Raw genomic sequence first — 16,431 nt, 5'->3', positions numbered from 1 at the left:
ATTCCATCGCCAGGGTCTAGTATTGCCGGTAAATATGATCCCGACGTGAGGCAAGCACCATGTCCGATGCAGTACGTTCTTATCTTCAATACACACCCAAACTCGGTCAACGCGTCTTGATCGATCCTTCCAGCGTGGTGATCGGCGACGTCGATCTGGCGGATGACGTCAGCATCTGGCCGTTGGTCGCCATTCGCGGTGACGTCAATGCGGTAAAGATCGGCGCGCGCAGCAATATTCAGGACGGCAGCGTGCTGCATGTAACTCATCGCTCCGAACATAACCCCGACGGTTATCCCCTGCTTATTGGAGAAGACGTGACCGTTGGCCATAAAGCGATGCTGCACGGCTGCGCCATCGGCAACCGGGTGCTGGTCGGTATGGGCTCGATCCTGTTGGACGGCGTAGTCGTAGAAGACGATGTGATGATTGGCGCCGGCAGTTTGGTAGCGCCGGGCAAACGCCTGGCCAGCGGCTATCTTTATATGGGTAGCCCGGCACGCCAGGTTCGGCCTTTGACCGCCGCCGAGTTGGAGGGATTGCTTTATTCTTCTAACAACTATGTACGCTGGAAAGATGAATACCTGTCGGAAGACATCTGACGGGCTCCCCGTTCCCTATAAAGAGAACGGGGTAGGGGATTTATGCCGCCAGTTCGCTGCGCAGCTGGCGTAATACCGGTTCGATCTCTGGCATCACTCCGTGCCAAAGCAGGAAAGCATGCGCCGCCTGCCCCACCAACATGCCCAGCCCATCGGCATATTCCGTTGCCCCTTGCTGCTGCGCCCAGGCTAGGAACGGCGTGACGCCCTGCTGATAGAACATGTCATAGCAACGGGTTTGCGCGTTGACTACGCCCGTAGGCAACGCCGGGATCTCTCCACTGATGCCGGATGCCGTCGCATTGATCACCAGATCAAAAGCTTGTTGACCCAATTGATCCATCGGCACCGCCGAGATCTCCCCCAGATGCCGGAAAGCGTCGGCCAACTCTTGGGCCCGGCTGAAGGTGCGGTTGGTGATCGTGAGCCGGCAGCCGAAAGACAGCAGCGGCAGGATCACGCCGCGCGCCGCGCCGCCGGCGCCCACCAGCAGAATGCGATCCTGCGGCCGGATCAATTGCTGACGCTGCAGATCGGTCAGCAAACCGATGCCGTCGGTGTTATCCCCCAATAGGCCACCATTCGGCAACACCTTCAGGGTATTGACCGCCCCGGCCATCGCTGCACGCTCGCTCAGCTCAGAAGCAGCCGAATAAGCTCGCTCCTTGAAAGGCACCGTGACGTTCGCCCCCTGCCCTCCGGCGCGGATAAATTCCTGCAGGCTGATTTCAAAACCGTCCAGCGGCGCCAGCACTGTTCCATAAGGATGCTCTATGTCAGTCTGGGCTGCGAACAGCGCATGAATTCGCGGCGACTTGCTGTGGCCGATAGGGTTGCCAAATACTGCAAACTTCTCCATGCCCATTTCCTCTAGCCCTGACGGATCTGTTCGCCGGTCAGAGCATCTCTGATTTCGGAAGGATTAAGACGGCCGCCTACCTTGCCGGCCAATACCGGGAAAGCCTCGCCAAATTGCCGTGTGACCTCATCCGCGCTGCGGCACGGTTCCAGCCCACTGAGATTGGCGCTGGTCGACACCAGCGGCTTGCCGTACTGCCGGCACAGCAACTGCACCAACGGATGATCGCTGACGCGCACCGCCAGTGAACTGAAACGCCCGGTCAACAAACGCGGCGTCTCCGGGCGAGCAGGCAATACCCAGGTTACCGGCCCAGGCCAGCTGGCGAACATCATCGCGCGCTGCTGTTCGCTGAGCGTACTGTCGTCAATATAAGACTTAAGCTGCGCATAGTCGGCGGCGATCAGAATCAGCCCCTTTTCCCACGGCCGCTGTTTCAACGCCAGCAGCGCATTGATCGCCTGTTCGCTGTCGGGATCGCAACCCAGGCCGAATACCGCTTCGGTGGGATAGGCAATCACCTGCTGTTGATGCAAAGCATCGATGATAGATAAAAGGTTCGGGCTTAATTCTGAATTCATGATGTGATTATTCTGTAGTCGCAACGGGTTTCCCGCACAGCTTGCTGGCACAGCACAGGACGGGGCCTTTTGCCGTGCGCTTTTCCATCAGCAGCGGATAATGGCAATAGGCGCATTCACCGGCGACGGGTTTAACGTTGAGAGCAAACTGGCATTCCGGGTAACGATCGCAGGAGTGGAAAACCTTGCCGTAACGCGACTTGCGCTGCAACAGTTTGCCTTGGCCGCACTGCGGACAGGTAATGGCGGTTTCATCAGGCTTATCGATCACTTCAGTGTGATCGCACTGCGGATAATCGCTGCAGCCGATAAACATGCCATAGCGCCCCTGGCGCAGCACCAACGTCGCCTGACATTTCGGGCACGGTTGCCCGTCCAACACCTTGACGATATGGCCATCGGCCTGTGCTTTCAGCGGCCGAATATATTGGCATTCAGGGTACTGGGAACAGCCGAGAAAAGGGCCGTGGCGACCGCTACGGATCACCAGCTCGGCCCCGCATTCCGGACAGGGTTCATTTTGCCTGGCGGCAAAAATCGCGTTTTTTGTCATAACGTCTTCTATGCGCGTTATCGGCTCAATGCAGATAACCTTCGTTCACTTCAAACAACAGTTCTTCCATTTGCTGATAGGCGCTTTCATATCCGGGGATATTAAACAGCACCATCAACACGACCCATTTCAGATCTTCGAGATCGAATTCCGCATTATCCAAAGCCATAACGCGGTCGATAACCATTTCACGGGTTTCGAGGTTCAATACCTGAATCTGTTCCAGGAACAGGAGAAAACCACGGCAGCCGGCGTCCAAACGCGCGCTTTCCTCTTCGGTATAGATCCGCATCGCCAGCGGGTCGGCATCCATAAAGTAAGGCGCATTTTGACCTTCTTGCAGGTCGGCCAACTTCTCAAGCCAATTCAACGCGTTGTAGATATCATCCTGATGAAACCCCGCTTGGGCGAGATCATCGGTCAGTTGATCCTGATCGACGCGCATCTCTGGTTCATTGTGGATATAAGTTTCAAACAAGTACATGAGTACGTCGAACATGGCTTGCCCTCCTTAATCGGACATAGCCGCCGGGTACAGCTGCGATCCACCCTGCTAACTCCAGTTCGAGTAACTTGATTACCACCACTGGCACAGGTTGGCCGGCACGGTCAGCGACGACGTCAACAGGTGTCACCTCATCTCCTACGTTAGCCAACACATCGGCAAATGGCAATTCAACTTCAGCCTGCGACGCACAAATAGTTGTATTTTCGTTCAGTGGCAACCATTGGAGGCCGCTTCCCAGCAATTCGGCGATATCTTTCGGCCCAGTCACCAGATGCGCGCCCTGTTGGATCAGCCAGTGCGTGCCTTCGCTCATCGGGTTCCCTAACGGCCCCGGCAAGGCGAATACCTCACGCCCCTGCTCCAGCGCATAGCGAGCTGTCACCAGGGTACCGCTGCGCAACGAGGCTTCTATGACCAGAACGCCCTGGCTCAGCCCGCTGATAATGCGGTTACGGCGAGGAAAATGGTCGGCCAGGGGCAAATCGGTGACCAAATGATCTGAAATCACCGCACCGCCCTGCTCGACTATCTGCTCCGCGAGCCGGCGGTGCCGGCGCGGATAGATATTGCCCAGCCCGCTGCCCAACACCGCAATCGTGCACCCCCCGGCCGCCAGCGCCGCGCGATGGCAAATGCCGTCGATGCCGATCGCCAAACCGCTGGTGATGGTGAAACCGCAACGCGCCAATTCCTCGGCGAAATGGTGAGCCCAACGCTCGCCGTAGTGGCTGAACTGCCGGCTGCCCACCATGGCGAGTTGCGGGTGCGACAACGCCTGAGGATCGCCTTCGATCAGCAAAAATAGCGGCGCATCGTCGATCTGGGCCAGGCGTTCGGGATAACCGGCCGCCCCATAGTTCAGCATACGGTGCGCTGGCAGCTCCAACCAACGCAGGCTGGCCGACAGATAACCGGGATCCAACTGGTTGAACTGCGTCTGCTGCCGTTCGTTCAATCCCAACTCATGCAGCACGCGGCGAGGCTCGCAACCCATTTGCGATAGCTGCTGCACGATCCGGCTGGCCACGACAGTCTGCAGCCCCGTTACCCCTCGCATCCGTAAAGCGATCTCTTCCGGCCGCATCGTCTGTTCCCTCAGCAAAAACGGTGGTATTACCAATCTGAGCAATTGGTGCACAATGCTGTCAATCAGGTCGGGAAATGTCTAGAATAGAGGTTAAACCTCGTTCATTACTCGGATACAGATCTAAAGATATATGTCAGTCTTGCAGGTATTACATTTCCCAGACGAGCGTCTGCGCAAAGTCGCAGCGCCGGTAAAAGAAGTCAATGCAGATATCCAGCGCATCGTGGATGATATGTTTGAAACCATGTACGCAGAGGAAGGCATTGGCCTGGCTGCGACTCAGGTGGATATCCATCAGCGCATTATCGTGATCGACGTCTCCGAGAATCGCGATCAGCGCCTGGTGTTGATCAACCCGGAGCTGCTGGAAAAAAGCGGCGAAACCGGCATCGAGGAAGGCTGTCTTTCCATTCCCGAGCAGCGTGCGTTAGTGCCGCGCGCCGCGCAGGTGAAGATCCGCGCACTGGATCGTGAAGGCAAACCTTTCGAGCTGGAAGCGGACGACCTGTTGGCGATCTGCATCCAGCACGAGATGGATCACCTGATGGGCAAACTGTTCGTCGATTACCTGTCGCCGCTCAAGCGTCAGCGCATTCGTCAGAAACTGGAAAAAATGGCCAAGCTTCAAGCCCGCGCCTAACCGATCAGGAAATCAACGTGTCTGACTCTTTACGGATTATTTTCGCCGGAACACCAGACTTCGCAGCGCGTCATCTTGACGCGCTGTTGTCATCTGAGCACCAGATTGTCGGCGTTTTTACCCAGCCCGACCGCCCGGCGGGCCGCGGCAACAAGCTGACGCCAAGCCCGGTCAAAGTGCTGGCCGAGCAACACCAACTGCCGGTATTTCAGCCCAAATCGCTGCGCCCCGAAGAGAACCAGCGCCTGGTGGCCGATCTCAACGCCGACGTGATGGTGGTGGTGGCCTACGGGCTGATCCTGCCGCAGGCGGTGCTGGATATGCCGCGTCTCGGTTGCATCAACGTACATGGCTCGCTGCTGCCTCGCTGGCGCGGCGCGGCGCCGATCCAGCGTTCGCTCTGGGCCGGTGACAGCGAAACCGGCGTGACCATCATGCAGATGGACGTCGGTCTCGATACCGGTGACATGATGCACAAGATTGCCTGCCAGATTGAGAGCAGCGATACCAGCGCCAGTCTCTACGACAAGCTGGCCCAGCTCGGCCCACAGGGCATGTTGACTACGCTGCGCCAAATGGCAGACGGCAGCGCCACCCGCGAAGTGCAGGACGAAGCGCTGGTCACCTACGCCGAGAAACTGAGCAAAGAAGAAGCCCGCCTGGACTGGACACTGTCCGCTGCCCAGTTGGAGCGCTGCATCCGCGCCTTCAACCCTTGGCCGGTCAGCTACTTCACCATCGACGATCAACCGGTGAAAGTGTGGCAGGCCAGCGTACTGGCACAAAGCGCCAACGCGGAGCCAGGCACCGTTGTCCATGCCGACAAGCACGGTATCCAGGTGGCGACTGCCGACGGTATCCTCAACCTGATCCAACTGCAGCCCGCCGGCAAGAAACCGATGTCGGCGCAAGACCTTTTAAATTCACGTCGTGAATGGTTTACCCCGGGTAACCGGCTGTAAGTCGCTCCACTGCCCGGCCGTTCATCGCCGGGCCGTTATTTTCTTAATGCCGATCGTTATCAGCTTCAGCCTATGAAAAATAATTACAATCTCCGCAGCATCGCTGCCAAAGCCATCGGCCAGGTGCTGGATCAGGGGCAGTCGCTCAGCACTGTCCTGCCGGCGCTGCAAACCTCCATCAGCGATAAAGATCGCGGATTGCTGCAGGAGCTGTGTTTCGGCACGTTGCGCGTGCTGCCGCAGCTCGAATGGTGCATTCAGCAATTGATGGCCAAGCCGCTGACCGGTAAGCAGCGTACGCTGCACTACTTGCTGATGGTCGGCCTGTATCAGTTGCTGTATACCCGCATCCCGGCGCACGCCGTGTTGGCGGAAACCGTGGAAGGCGCGGTGGCGCTGAAACGGCCGCAGTTGAAAGGCCTGATTAACGGCGTCTTGCGGCAATTCCAGCGCCAGCAGGAAGAGCTGCTGCAGCGCGCCTCTAACAATGACAGCCGCTATCTGCACCCGAGCTGGTTGCTGAAACGCATTCAACAAGCTTATCCCGCCAACTGGGAACAGATCGTCGACGCCAATAACCAGAAACCGCCGATGTGGCTGCGCGTCAACCGCCTGCATCACACCCGTGACGCTTATCTGCAGCTGCTGAGCGACGCCGGCATCGCCGCGGAAACTCATTCAGACTATGCCGATGCGGTGCGTTTGCTGGCGCCTTGCGCCGTGACCGATCTGCCAGGGTTCGCCGAAGGCTGGGTCACCGTGCAAGATGCCTCAGCCCAGGGGTGTGTCGATCTGTTGGATCCGCAAGACGGCGAACAGATCCTCGACCTGTGCGCCGCACCCGGCGGCAAAACCACGCATATTCTGGAAGCGGCGCCGAAAGCGCACGTCATGGCGGTCGATATCGACGAACAGCGCCTGGCGCGAGTCAAAGAGAACCTGCAGCGTCTGCGTTTGCACGCAGAGGTTAAATTGGGCGATGGCCGCACTCCGCAGCAGTGGTGCGGGGACAAACAGTTCGATCGTATCCTGCTGGACGCGCCTTGTTCCGCCACCGGCGTGATCCGCCGTCACCCCGACATCAAATGGCTGCGCCGCGATCGCGACATCGCCGAACTCGCCGCACTGCAGGCAGAAATTCTGGAAGCCGTCTGGCCGCATCTAAAACCAGGCGGCGTGATGGTTTACGCGACCTGCTCTATCCTGCCGGATGAAAACAGCAGCCAGATCGCCGCGTTCTTGCAACGCCACGCCGATGCCAAGCTGGTTGAAACCGGCGATGCGCAACGGCCAGGGCGACAGAATATCCCGCATCCCGAGGACGGCGATGGCTTCTTTTACGCTAAGCTGATTAAAATGTAATGCTTCAGGGCGTGCGTGCGCGCCCTAAGTCTTTCAGTGTGAAGCAGAGAACACGATGAAAATAATTATTCTTGGTGCCGGTCAGGTTGGCGGGACGCTGGCGGAAAACCTGGTGGGTGAAAACAACGATATCACCGTCGTCGATACCGATTCCGGCCGCTTGCGCCAACTACAGGATAAATTCGATTTGCGGGTGGTTCAGGGACATGGTTCCCACCCTCGGGTGCTGCGCGAAGCCGGCGCAGAAGACGCCGACATGCTGGTCGCCGTCACCAACTCCGACGAAACCAACATGATCGCCTGCCAGATCGCCTATTCTCTGTTTAACACCCCCAACCGTATCGCCCGTATCCGCGCGCCGGAATATATCCGCGAGTCGGAAAAACTGTTCCTGCCGGAAGCGGTGCCAATCGACCATCTGATTTCGCCGGAGCAGCTGGTCATCGACTATATCTACAAGCTGATTGAATACCCTGGCGCCCTGCAGGTGGTTAACTTCGCCGAAGGCAAGGTCAGCATCGCCGCGGTTAAAGCCTATTACGGCGGCCCGCTGGTCGGCAATGCGCTCTCTTCAATGCGCGAGCACATGCCGCATATCGACACCCGCGTCGCCGCTATTTTCCGCCAGGACAGACCGATCCGTCCGCAGGGCTCGACCATTATCGAAGCCGGCGATGAAGTTTTCTTCGTCGCCGCCTCACAGCATATCCGCGCGGTGATGAGCGAACTGCAGCGGCTGGAAAAACCCTATAAGCGCATCATGATCGTCGGCGGCGGCAACGTCGGCGCCGGCCTGGCCGCCAAACTGGAAAAAGACTACAACGTCAAACTGATCGAGCGGAATCAGCAACGCGCCGCCGAACTGGCCGAACAGCTGCACGATACCATCGTGTTCTACGGCGATGCCTCCGATCAGGAGCTGCTGGCCGAAGAGCACGTCGAGCAGGTGGATGTTTTCATCGCCATCACCAACGACGATGAGGCCAACATCATGTCCGCCATGCTGGCTAAGCGCATGGGCGCCAAGAAGGTGATGGTGCTGATCCAGCGCCGCGCCTATGTCGACCTGGTGCAGGGCAGCGTGATTGATATCGCCATTTCACCGCAGCAGGCGACCATCTCCGCCCTGTTGGGGCACGTGCGCAAAGCGGATATCGTCAGCGTTTCGTCGCTGCGCCGCGGCGTGGCGGAAGCGATCGAGGCGATTGCACACGGCGATGAAAGCACGTCCAAAGTGGTCGGCCGCATCGTCGAAGATATCAAGTTGCCACCGGGGACGACCATCGGTGCGATCGTGCGTGGCGATGACGTGATCATTGCCAACGGCAACAGCAAAATCGAACAGGGCGATCACGTCATCATGTTTATTACTGACAAGAAATTCGTGCCTGACGTTGAACGCTTGTTCCAACCGAGCCCGTTCTTCTTGTAGAACGAATTTATTTGGCTATGGTCTATAATCGCGTGGTTGTTCTCTGCCTTGGGAGGAGATAAAACTTCTCTCCTTTTGTGGCAAAGGGAAATTGCTTTGTTAAACTTGAGTTATTAATTCTGCAAGGGGTGCGTTCTATGAGTATGTTGAAAGAGTTTCGCGAATTTGCCATGCGTGGCAACGTGGTCGATCTGGCCGTCGGTGTGATTATCGGTGCCGCATTCGGCAAGATTGTTTCGTCCTTCGTGGCTGATATCATCATGCCACCACTGGGCTTACTGATCGGCGGCGTCGACTTTAAACAGTTCCATCTGGTGTTACGCGAAGCTCAGGGCGCCGTACCGGCGGTGGTAATGAACTATGGTTCATTCATCCAAACCGTATTCGACTTCGTGATTGTCGCCTTCGCCATCTTCCTGGCGATTAAATTGATGAACAAAATGCGCCGCAAACAGGAAGAAGCGCCCGCAGCGCCGCCGGCACCTACCGCAGAAGAGAAACTGCTGACGGAAATCCGTGATTTGCTGAGCCAGCAACAGCAGCCAAAACTGTAAGACAGCGTTTGGTTATGCCAATAAAAAGCCACCTGATGAAGGTGGCTTTTTTAATGCCTTAAAACCAGAAGGCCAATGGTAAATTATCGCTTGATAGTTTACCACTGGCCTCCCAGTTACCGCCTTTGTTGTGTTTTTCTTTACGCCGATAGCTGCCTTTGCCTTTCACATTCTTTTCTACCCGCTGACGGAATAGCGGATCATGCAGCAGCGCCTCAATGGCGTTAGTTTGAATCTGACCTTTGGTGTGACGATATTTCGTCATGATAATGCTCCTGTAAAAGGTAGGGTAATAAAACGAGCCGATAATACTGCCGGCAATATAAAAATTAAAGTGCCGTCAGCAACCTTTTTTGCCTTTATCATCGCTGGCGCCCTGTTCCAAGGCTTCCAGAATAGAACAATAGTTGCTGGTATGGGCAGTGCCGCAGCAGGCGTCGCTCAAGCGTTTCAACGATTCGCGCATGCGAGTCAGCTCCGCCAACTTACTTTCCACTTCGCTCAGGCGAGCATCGACGATCGACTTCGACTCCTGGCAGGTATGATGTTCAGGATCAACCCGGATCGACAGCAGTTCGGCGATCGTTTCCAGAGTAAAGCCCAACTGTTTGGCATAGCGAATAAAACGCAGCCGCTGCAGATCCTGCTCGGTGTAGAGTCGATAACCGCCCTCTGTGCGGACATTGTGATCCATCATGCCCTGCTTTTCATAGTAACGCACGGTATCCGGCGTCACTTCGGCAAGCTTGGCCAACTGACCTATCTTGAACATTACTTCTCCTCCCGAGTGAATTTACCGTCCAGCGCGCGCTGATATTCGCCATGCAAGAAATCGGTGCTCATCCCAGCCTGACGCAACCGATGTTCCAGCAGTGCCATGCGCTTGCTGAGATCGACATAGTCCGGATGCTCACTGTTGATCCCTTGCAGTAAGTGAGCAACGGTCAACGCCTCTTTGCGATCTTCCAGCGCCGGCGGCAGGTAACCGGAATTTTTCAGCAGACGGTAACCGGCGCGCAGCTCAGCAGGCACCGCGCTGTCATCGTCCAGCACCAGCGGTTGGCCCTGGCCGGGCAGATTGTCGAACTCGCCTTTATCCTGGGCATCAAGGATATGACGTTCCGCCCATTGGTCAAGCAACCCCATAACAGACAGTCTCAGTGAGCCTATTGAATGAGTCTTAGCATAACGGATAGGGGCGAGGATCTTAAGCACGGCGGGGGAATTGAGCACATTTGGCGGGATTTGGGCGTAAAAAAACCGGGCAAGCCCGGTTTTTTTACGCGTCTACAGATTACTCTGCAGTTGCTACTTCTGCTTGAGACTCAGCACGATCAACCAGCTCGATGTATGCCATCGGCGCGTTGTCGCCTGCGCGGAAGCCACACTTCAGAATGCGAGTGTAACCACCGGCACGGCTCGCGAAACGCGGGCCCAGCTCGTTAAACAGTTTTGCCACGATCTCGTTATCACGAGTACGGGCGAATGCCAGACGACGATTAGCTACGCTGTCGGTCTTGGCAAGAGTAATCAGCGGCTCAACAACGCGACGCAGCTCTTTTGCTTTTGGCAGGGTCGTCTTGATGATCTCATGACGAACCAAAGAGCCGGCCATGTTACGGAACATAGCCTGGCGATGGCTGCTGTTACGGTTCAGTTGACGACCACTCTTACGATGGCGCATGACCTTATCCTTCTCAGTAAAACCTTAACCTGTGATCCGGTTACTCGTCAGCAATGCTTGCCGGCGGCCAGTTTTCCAGGCGCATGCCCAGAGACAGACCACGTGAGGCCAGCACGTCTTTAATCTCGGTAAGAGATTTTTTACCCAGGTTTGGCGTTTTCAGCAACTCAACCTCGGTACGCTGTACCAGATCACCGATGTAGTGGATAGCTTCTGCCTTGAGGCAGTTAGCAGAGCGGACAGTCAATTCCAGATCGTCAACAGGGCGCAGCAAGATCGGATCGAATTCCGGTTTCTCTTCTTTAACTTCCGGCTGACGCACATCACGCAGGTCAACGAAAGCTTCAAGTTGTTCAGCCAGAATGGTGGCCGCACGGCGGATCGCCTCTTCAGGATCGATCGTGCCATTGGTCTCCATTTCGATGACCAGCTTATCCAAGTCAGTACGCTGTTCTACACGCGCAGCTTCAACATTGTAGGCGATACGCTCTACAGGGCTGTAGCAGGCGTCAACCAACAGACGACCGATTGGGCGCTCATCTTCTTCCGAATGAATTCGGGCAGAAGCCGGCACATAACCGCGACCGCGCTGAACTTTGATACGCATGCTGATAGCCGCGTTCTCATCAGTCAGGTGGCAAATCACGTGCTGAGGCTTGACGATTTCGACATCACCATCATGGGTGATGTCGGCAGCGGTCACAGGGCCAATGCCAGATTTATTCAGGGTAAGAATAACTTCGTCTTTGCCTTGAACTCTCACCGCCAGCCCTTTCAGGTTGAGCAGGATCTCCAGGATATCTTCCTGTACGCCTTCTTTGGTGCTGTACTCATGCAGTACACCATCAATCTCAACCTCGGTCACCGCGCAACCCGGCATAGATGAAAGCAGAATACGGCGCAGTGCGTTGCCAAGAGTATGGCCAAAGCCACGCTCTAAAGGCTCAAGGGTCACCTTGGCGTGCGTCGAACTGACTTGCTCGATATCTACCAGGCGCGGTTTTAGAAACTCTGTCACAGAACCCTGCATTGTGTCCTCTCTTTGGTACTAAGCTTTACTTGGAGTAAAGCTCGACGATCAGGTGTTCGTTAATGTCCGCAGACAGATCGGTACGTTCAGGCATACGCTTGAACACGCCTTCCATCTTAGCAGCATCAACTTCCAGCCAAGTCGGCTTTTCACGCTGCTCAGCCAGCTCCAGAGAAGCTTTAACACGAGACTGCTTTTTAGCTTTCTCGCGGATGCTGACTACGTCATTCGGAGATACCTGATAAGAAGCGATGTTAACAACGCGACCGTTTACCATAACTGCTTTGTGGCTAACCAGCTGACGTGACTCTGCACGAGTAGCGCCGAAGCCCATACGGTAAACAACGTTGTCCAGACGACCTTCCAGCAGCTGCAACAGGTTTTCACCGGTGTTGCCCTTCAGGCGGGTTGCTTCTTTGTAATAGTTGCGGAATTGACGCTCCAGAATGCCGTACATACGACGAACTTTCTGCTTCTCACGCAACTGAACACCGTAATCAGACAGACGCGGTTTACGCGCACCGTGCTGACCAGGTGCTTGTTCAATTTTACACTTGGAATCGATCGCGCGAACGCCAGACTTAAGGAACAGGTCTGTGCCCTCACGACGGCTCAGCTTGAGCTTAGGACCCAAATATCTTGCCATTTTCTTTCTCCAACAATCCTAAAAGCTGCGTTACACGCGGCGCTTTTTCGGCGGACGACAACCGTTATGAGGGATCGGAGTCACATCAGTAATGTTAGTGATGCGGAAACCAGCCGCGTTCAGAGCGCGGATAGTAGACTCACGACCAGGACCAGGTCCTTTAACCATAACTTCCAGGTTCTTGATACCGTATTCTTTCACTGCGTCAGCACAACGTTCTGCTGCAACCTGTGCTGCGAACGGAGTGGACTTACGAGAACCACGGAAACCGGAACCACCGGCTGTTGCCCAACCCAAAGCATTACCCTGACGATCAGTGATGGTAACGATGGTGTTGTTGAAAGAAGCATGGATATGAGCCACGCCGTCAGAGACTTGCTTTCTTACACGCTTACGTGTACGAACAGGTGCCTTTGCCATTATTCAATAACCCCGATTATTTCTTGATCGGCTTGCGCGGACCCTTACGGGTACGAGCGTTGGTCTTGGTGCGCTGACCGCGTACCGGCAGACCACGACGATGACGCAAACCACGATAGCAACCAAGGTCCATAAGACGCTTGATGCTCAGGGTAATTTCACGACGCAAATCACCCTCAACGGTGTATTTGGCAACTGCATCACGAAGCTTTTCGATTTGCTCTTCAGACAGCTCACTGATCTTAACATTTTCAGCAATACCCGTGGATGCACAGATAGCCTGTGAACGGGTTTTACCGATACCGAAGATCGACGTTAAGGCGATAACGGTATGTTTATGATCAGGAATGTTAATGCCTGCTATACGGGCCACTATGCACTCCTACTATTTTATACAGCAACACCATTCTGAAAAGCCCGTTTTCAGGATACTCAAATAATGTTGCAGTGCGACATACAAAAGATTGGCTGGCTAATCTAGCCAGCTCAACCCAACTTTGCAAGAAAAATATGCGAGATAATCAGCCTTGACGCTGTTTATGCTTCGGCTCGGCGCTGCAAATCACACGAACGACACCGTTACGCTTAACGATTTTGCAGTTACGACATAATTTCTTGACGGAAGCACGAACTTTCATTTTTACTCTCCGTAACTTCTCAAACGAATCTGACTAGCGGTTATAGCCTTTCAGATTTGCTTTCTTCAATGCAGACTCGTACTGACTTGACATCATCAGAGTTTGCACTTGAGCCATAAAGTCCATGATGACGACAACCACGATCAGTAGCGAGGTACCACCAAAGTAGAATGGTACTTTCATTGCATCACGCATGAACTCCGGGATCAGGCAGATGAAAGTAATGTACATCGCGCCCACCAGGGTTAAACGCGTCATTACTTTATCGATATACTTCGCCGTTTGCTCTCCCGGACGAATTCCTGGTACGAAGGCACCGGACTTCTTCAGGTTATCTGCTGTCTCACGCGGGTTGAAGACCAACGCCGTGTAGAAGAAACAGAAGAAGATGATTGCAGACGCATAGAGTAACACATAAAGCGGTTGCCCTGGCTGCAAATACAGCGAAATCGTAGTCAGCCAGTTCCAACCGGTACCGCCCCCAAACCATGATGCAATCGTGGCCGGGAACAGAATAATGCTGGAAGCGAAAATCGCCGGGATAACACCCGCCATGTTCACTTTCAACGGTAAGTGTGTACTCTGTGCTGCATAAACACGACGACCTTGTTGACGCTTCGCATAGTTAACGACGATACGACGTTGACCACGCTCGATGAAAACAACGAAGAAGGTTACTGCAAACACCAATACTGCAACCAACAGCAGCAGGAGGAAGTGCAGGTCGCCTTGCCGCGCTTGCTCGATAGTATGGGCCACTGCCGGCGGGAGCCCCGCTACAATACCCGCGAAGATAATGATCGAGATACCGTTGCCGATACCGCGCTCAGTAATCTGCTCACCCAGCCACATCAGGAACATTGTCCCGGTTACCAGGCTCACAACCGCAGTAAAGTAGAATGCAAAGCCTGGGTTTAACACCAGGCCCTGCATACCAGGCATATTCGGCAGACCGGTAGCAATACCGATCGACTGGAATATGGCCAATACCAGCGTACCGTAGCGGGTGTACTGGCTAATCTTGCGACGGCCAGCCTCCCCTTCTTTCTTGATTTCCGCCAACGCTGGATGAACCACCGTCAGCAGCTGGATAATGATCGACGCCGAGATATACGGCATGATCCCCAGAGCAAAGATAGAAGCACGGCTGAGGGCACCACCAGAGAACATGTTAAACATTTCAATGATAGTGCCTCTCTGCTGCTCAAGCAATTTGGCAAGCACAGTGGCATCGATACCAGGAATCGGAATGAAAGAGCCGATGCGGAAGACAATCAGCGCGCCGATGACAAACAAAAGTCTGCGCTTCAGCTCGCCGAGCCCGCCTTTAGCACTTTGAAAATCTAATCCTGGTTGCTTAGCCATCTGCTACTTATTCCTCAATTTTACCGCCAGCAGCCTCGATAGCAGCACGAGCGCCTTTGGTGACACGCAGACCACGCAGGGTTACCGGACGAGCGACTTCGCCAGAAAGTACAACTTTCGCGAATTCGATCTGGACACCAACTACGTTAGCGGCTTTCAGCGCGTTCAGGTCGATAACATCGCCTTCAACCAGAGCCAGTTCAGACAGACGAACTTCTGCCGTGATCATCGCTTTGCGTGAAGTGAAGCCGAATTTCGGCAGACGACGGTACAGAGGCATCTGACCACCTTCGAAACCACGACGTACGCCACCGCCAGAACGAGACTTCTGACCTTTGTGACCACGGCCGCCGGTTTTACCCAGGCCAGAACCAATACCACGACCTACACGCTTAGGCGCATGCTTGGCACCTTCAGCCGGAGACAGAGTATTTAAACGCATCTGTTACTCCTCAACTTTAACCATGTAGGAAACCAGGTTGACCATACCGCGAACAGCAGGAGTATCCTCGCGCTCTACGGTGTGACCAATACGACGCAGACCCAGACCGAGCAGAGTAGCTTTATGCTTCGGCAGACGGCCAATTGAGCTGCGAGTTTGTGTAACTTTAATAGTCTTAGCCATGGTCAATTACCCCAGAATGTCGGCAACGGATTTACCACGCTTAGCAGCGACCATTTCAGGAGACTTCATATTCGCCAGAGCGTCGATAGTTGCACGAACCACGTTGATCGGGTTGGTGGAACCATAAGCTTTAGCCAATACGTTGTGCACCCCAGCAACTTCGAGAACGGCGCGCATTGCACCGCCCGCGATGATACCGGTACCTTCATGAGCAGGCTGCATGAACACGCGAGAACCCGTGTGAGCGCCCTTAACAGGGTGCTGCAGGGTGCCGCTGTTCAGCGCGACGTTCATCATGTTGCGACGGGCTTTTTCCATCGCTTTCTGGATCGCTGCTGGAACTTCGCGTGCTTTGCCGTAGCCAAAACCAACGCGACCGTTACCATCACCAACTACAGTCAGTGCGGTAAAGCTGAAAATACGGCCACCTTTTACGGTTTTAGATACGCGGTTTACCGCGATCAGCTTTTCCTGCAGTTCGCCAGCTTGTTTTTCGATGTGAGCCATCTTAAACCTCTTCCTTAGAACTGAAGGCCAGCTTCACGGGCAGCATCTGCCAGTGCCTGGACTCGACCATGATATTGGAAACCGGAACGGTCAAAGGATACTTTCGCAATCCCTTTTTCCAACGCGCGCTCAGCCAGAGCTTTACCTACGGCTGCTGCTGCGTCTTTGTTACCGGAATACTTCAGTTGCTCCGCGATAGCTTTTTCTAAAGTAGAAGCGGCTACCAGTACTTCAGAACCGTTTGGAGCAATCACCTGTGCGTAAATGTGACGCGGGGTACGATGTACCACCAGGCGGGTTGCACCCAGCTCTTGGAGCTTGCGGCGTGCGCGGGTCGCACGACGGATACGAGCAGATTTCTTATCCATAGTGTTAC

25 protein-coding genes are annotated in these 16,431 nt (G+C 54.9%); 6 read left to right on the top strand and 19 right to left on the bottom strand.

Annotated elements, in window-relative coordinates; translation table 11 throughout:
- Window positions 1-59: 59 nt before the first annotated feature.
- The gene (locus ACMGGK_RS01225) at window positions 60-602 is read left to right on the top strand and encodes a gamma carbonic anhydrase family protein (protein WP_004929699.1); all 543 of its coding nucleotides are present in this window, start codon (window positions 60-62) and stop codon (window positions 600-602) included.
- A 40-nt stretch (window positions 603-642) separates the two neighbouring features.
- On the opposite strand, the gene aroE is transcribed toward ACMGGK_RS01225, so the two are convergent.
- From aroE to dprA, 5 genes are read right to left on the bottom strand one after another with little or no spacing between them, the layout of a single operon-like run.
- Complete coding sequence (aroE, locus tag ACMGGK_RS01220; RefSeq protein ID WP_033639245.1) at window positions 643-1,461, bottom strand: shikimate dehydrogenase; 819 nt, start codon at window positions 1,459-1,461, stop codon at window positions 643-645.
- Window positions 1,462-1,472: 11 nt separating this feature from the next.
- Entirely contained in the window at window positions 1,473-2,042 is a 570-nt protein-coding gene (gene tsaC, locus ACMGGK_RS01215; RefSeq protein WP_420276623.1) for an L-threonylcarbamoyladenylate synthase type 1 TsaC, read from the bottom strand.
- Between the two features lie 7 nt (window positions 2,043-2,049).
- Window positions 2,050-2,595, bottom strand: a complete 546-nt coding sequence (locus tag ACMGGK_RS01210) for a type I DNA topoisomerase (RefSeq protein ID WP_025304489.1) — start codon at window positions 2,593-2,595, stop codon at window positions 2,050-2,052.
- Window positions 2,596-2,620: 25 nt separating this feature from the next.
- Window positions 2,621-3,094 (bottom strand): DUF494 family protein Smg, encoded by a 474-nt coding sequence (gene smg / locus ACMGGK_RS01205; protein WP_004929707.1) that lies wholly within the window; start codon window positions 3,092-3,094, stop codon window positions 2,621-2,623.
- Window positions 3,066-4,187, bottom strand: a complete 1,122-nt coding sequence (gene dprA / locus ACMGGK_RS01200; RefSeq protein WP_337061797.1) for a DNA-protecting protein DprA — start codon at window positions 4,185-4,187, stop codon at window positions 3,066-3,068. The genes smg and dprA overlap by 29 nt, the downstream gene beginning before the upstream one ends.
- Before the next feature lie 133 nt (window positions 4,188-4,320).
- Here dprA and def point away from each other — a divergent pair, with 133 nt between their 5' ends.
- From def to mscL, 5 genes are all read left to right on the top strand, one after another.
- Window positions 4,321-4,830, top strand: a complete 510-nt coding sequence (def, locus tag ACMGGK_RS01195) for a peptide deformylase (RefSeq protein ID WP_015379260.1) — start codon at window positions 4,321-4,323, stop codon at window positions 4,828-4,830.
- A 17-nt stretch (window positions 4,831-4,847) separates the two neighbouring features.
- Entirely contained in the window at window positions 4,848-5,792 is a 945-nt protein-coding gene (fmt, locus tag ACMGGK_RS01190) for a methionyl-tRNA formyltransferase (protein ID WP_115436583.1), read from the top strand.
- Window positions 5,793-5,864: 72 nt separating this feature from the next.
- Window positions 5,865-7,154 carry a 16S rRNA (cytosine(967)-C(5))-methyltransferase RsmB gene (gene rsmB, locus ACMGGK_RS01185; protein ID WP_097101294.1) on the top strand — a complete coding sequence of 430 codons (1,290 nt, stop codon included), beginning with the start codon at window positions 5,865-5,867 and terminating at the stop codon, window positions 7,152-7,154.
- Between the two features lie 55 nt (window positions 7,155-7,209).
- Window positions 7,210-8,586: a Trk system potassium transporter TrkA gene (gene trkA, locus ACMGGK_RS01180; protein ID WP_004929716.1), complete on the top strand. Its 1,377-nt coding sequence runs from the start codon at window positions 7,210-7,212 to the stop codon at window positions 8,584-8,586.
- Window positions 8,587-8,723: 137 nt separating this feature from the next.
- Window positions 8,724-9,140 carry a large-conductance mechanosensitive channel protein MscL gene (mscL, locus tag ACMGGK_RS01175; RefSeq protein WP_025304493.1) on the top strand — a complete coding sequence of 139 codons (417 nt, stop codon included), beginning with the start codon at window positions 8,724-8,726 and terminating at the stop codon, window positions 9,138-9,140.
- A gap of 58 nt (window positions 9,141-9,198) precedes the next feature.
- On the opposite strand, the gene ACMGGK_RS01170 is transcribed toward mscL, so the two are convergent.
- From ACMGGK_RS01170 to rplR, 14 genes are all read right to left on the bottom strand, one after another.
- Window positions 9,199-9,405, bottom strand: a complete 207-nt coding sequence (locus ACMGGK_RS01170; RefSeq protein ID WP_420276622.1) for an alternative ribosome-rescue factor A — start codon at window positions 9,403-9,405, stop codon at window positions 9,199-9,201.
- A 75-nt stretch (window positions 9,406-9,480) separates the two neighbouring features.
- Entirely contained in the window at window positions 9,481-9,912 is a 432-nt protein-coding gene (gene zntR, locus ACMGGK_RS01165) for a Zn(2+)-responsive transcriptional regulator (RefSeq protein ID WP_016930321.1), read from the bottom strand.
- The gene (locus tag ACMGGK_RS01160) at window positions 9,912-10,286 is read right to left on the bottom strand and encodes a DUF1992 domain-containing protein (protein ID WP_143778642.1); all 375 of its coding nucleotides are present in this window, start codon (window positions 10,284-10,286) and stop codon (window positions 9,912-9,914) included. The genes zntR and ACMGGK_RS01160 overlap by 1 nt, the downstream gene beginning before the upstream one ends.
- A 148-nt stretch (window positions 10,287-10,434) precedes the next feature.
- Window positions 10,435-10,824 carry a 50S ribosomal protein L17 gene (rplQ, locus tag ACMGGK_RS01155; protein ID WP_004929726.1) on the bottom strand — a complete coding sequence of 130 codons (390 nt, stop codon included), beginning with the start codon at window positions 10,822-10,824 and terminating at the stop codon, window positions 10,435-10,437.
- Between the two features lie 40 nt (window positions 10,825-10,864).
- Complete coding sequence (locus ACMGGK_RS01150) at window positions 10,865-11,854, bottom strand: DNA-directed RNA polymerase subunit alpha (protein ID WP_002919219.1); 990 nt, start codon at window positions 11,852-11,854, stop codon at window positions 10,865-10,867.
- 25 nt (window positions 11,855-11,879) lie between these two features.
- The gene (rpsD, locus tag ACMGGK_RS01145) at window positions 11,880-12,500 is read right to left on the bottom strand and encodes a 30S ribosomal protein S4 (RefSeq protein ID WP_004929729.1); all 621 of its coding nucleotides are present in this window, start codon (window positions 12,498-12,500) and stop codon (window positions 11,880-11,882) included.
- A gap of 30 nt (window positions 12,501-12,530) precedes the next feature.
- On the bottom strand, window positions 12,531-12,920 hold the full coding sequence (gene rpsK / locus ACMGGK_RS01140) for a 30S ribosomal protein S11 (protein WP_004929731.1): 390 nt from the start codon (window positions 12,918-12,920) through the stop codon (window positions 12,531-12,533).
- 16 nt (window positions 12,921-12,936) lie between these two features.
- The gene (gene rpsM, locus ACMGGK_RS01135; RefSeq protein ID WP_004929734.1) at window positions 12,937-13,293 is read right to left on the bottom strand and encodes a 30S ribosomal protein S13; all 357 of its coding nucleotides are present in this window, start codon (window positions 13,291-13,293) and stop codon (window positions 12,937-12,939) included.
- Window positions 13,294-13,441: 148 nt separating this feature from the next.
- Window positions 13,442-13,558 carry a 50S ribosomal protein L36 gene (gene rpmJ, locus ACMGGK_RS01130; RefSeq protein WP_002227352.1) on the bottom strand — a complete coding sequence of 39 codons (117 nt, stop codon included), beginning with the start codon at window positions 13,556-13,558 and terminating at the stop codon, window positions 13,442-13,444.
- 33 nt (window positions 13,559-13,591) lie between these two features.
- Window positions 13,592-14,923: a preprotein translocase subunit SecY gene (secY, locus tag ACMGGK_RS01125; RefSeq protein WP_004929740.1), complete on the bottom strand. Its 1,332-nt coding sequence runs from the start codon at window positions 14,921-14,923 to the stop codon at window positions 13,592-13,594.
- Window positions 14,924-14,930: 7 nt separating this feature from the next.
- Window positions 14,931-15,365 (bottom strand): 50S ribosomal protein L15, encoded by a 435-nt coding sequence (rplO, locus tag ACMGGK_RS01120; RefSeq protein ID WP_004929742.1) that lies wholly within the window; start codon window positions 15,363-15,365, stop codon window positions 14,931-14,933.
- Window positions 15,366-15,368: 3 nt separating this feature from the next.
- Window positions 15,369-15,548 (bottom strand): 50S ribosomal protein L30, encoded by a 180-nt coding sequence (gene rpmD / locus ACMGGK_RS01115; protein ID WP_048232028.1) that lies wholly within the window; start codon window positions 15,546-15,548, stop codon window positions 15,369-15,371.
- Window positions 15,549-15,554: 6 nt separating this feature from the next.
- Window positions 15,555-16,055 (bottom strand): 30S ribosomal protein S5, encoded by a 501-nt coding sequence (gene rpsE, locus ACMGGK_RS01110; protein WP_004929747.1) that lies wholly within the window; start codon window positions 16,053-16,055, stop codon window positions 15,555-15,557.
- 14 nt (window positions 16,056-16,069) lie between these two features.
- Window positions 16,070-16,423, bottom strand: coding sequence for a 50S ribosomal protein L18 (rplR, locus tag ACMGGK_RS01105; RefSeq protein WP_004929748.1), 354 nt, complete (start codon window positions 16,421-16,423; stop codon window positions 16,070-16,072).
- Window positions 16,424-16,431: the final 8 nt, after the last annotated feature.

Source organism: Serratia sp. BNK-33-b, from assembly GCF_048684565.1.
Classification (GTDB): domain Bacteria; phylum Pseudomonadota; class Gammaproteobacteria; order Enterobacterales; family Enterobacteriaceae; genus Serratia; species Serratia marcescens.
The sequence above is the reverse complement of the archived record's forward strand: the minus strand, read 5'-3'. Positions and strand labels throughout refer to the sequence as shown.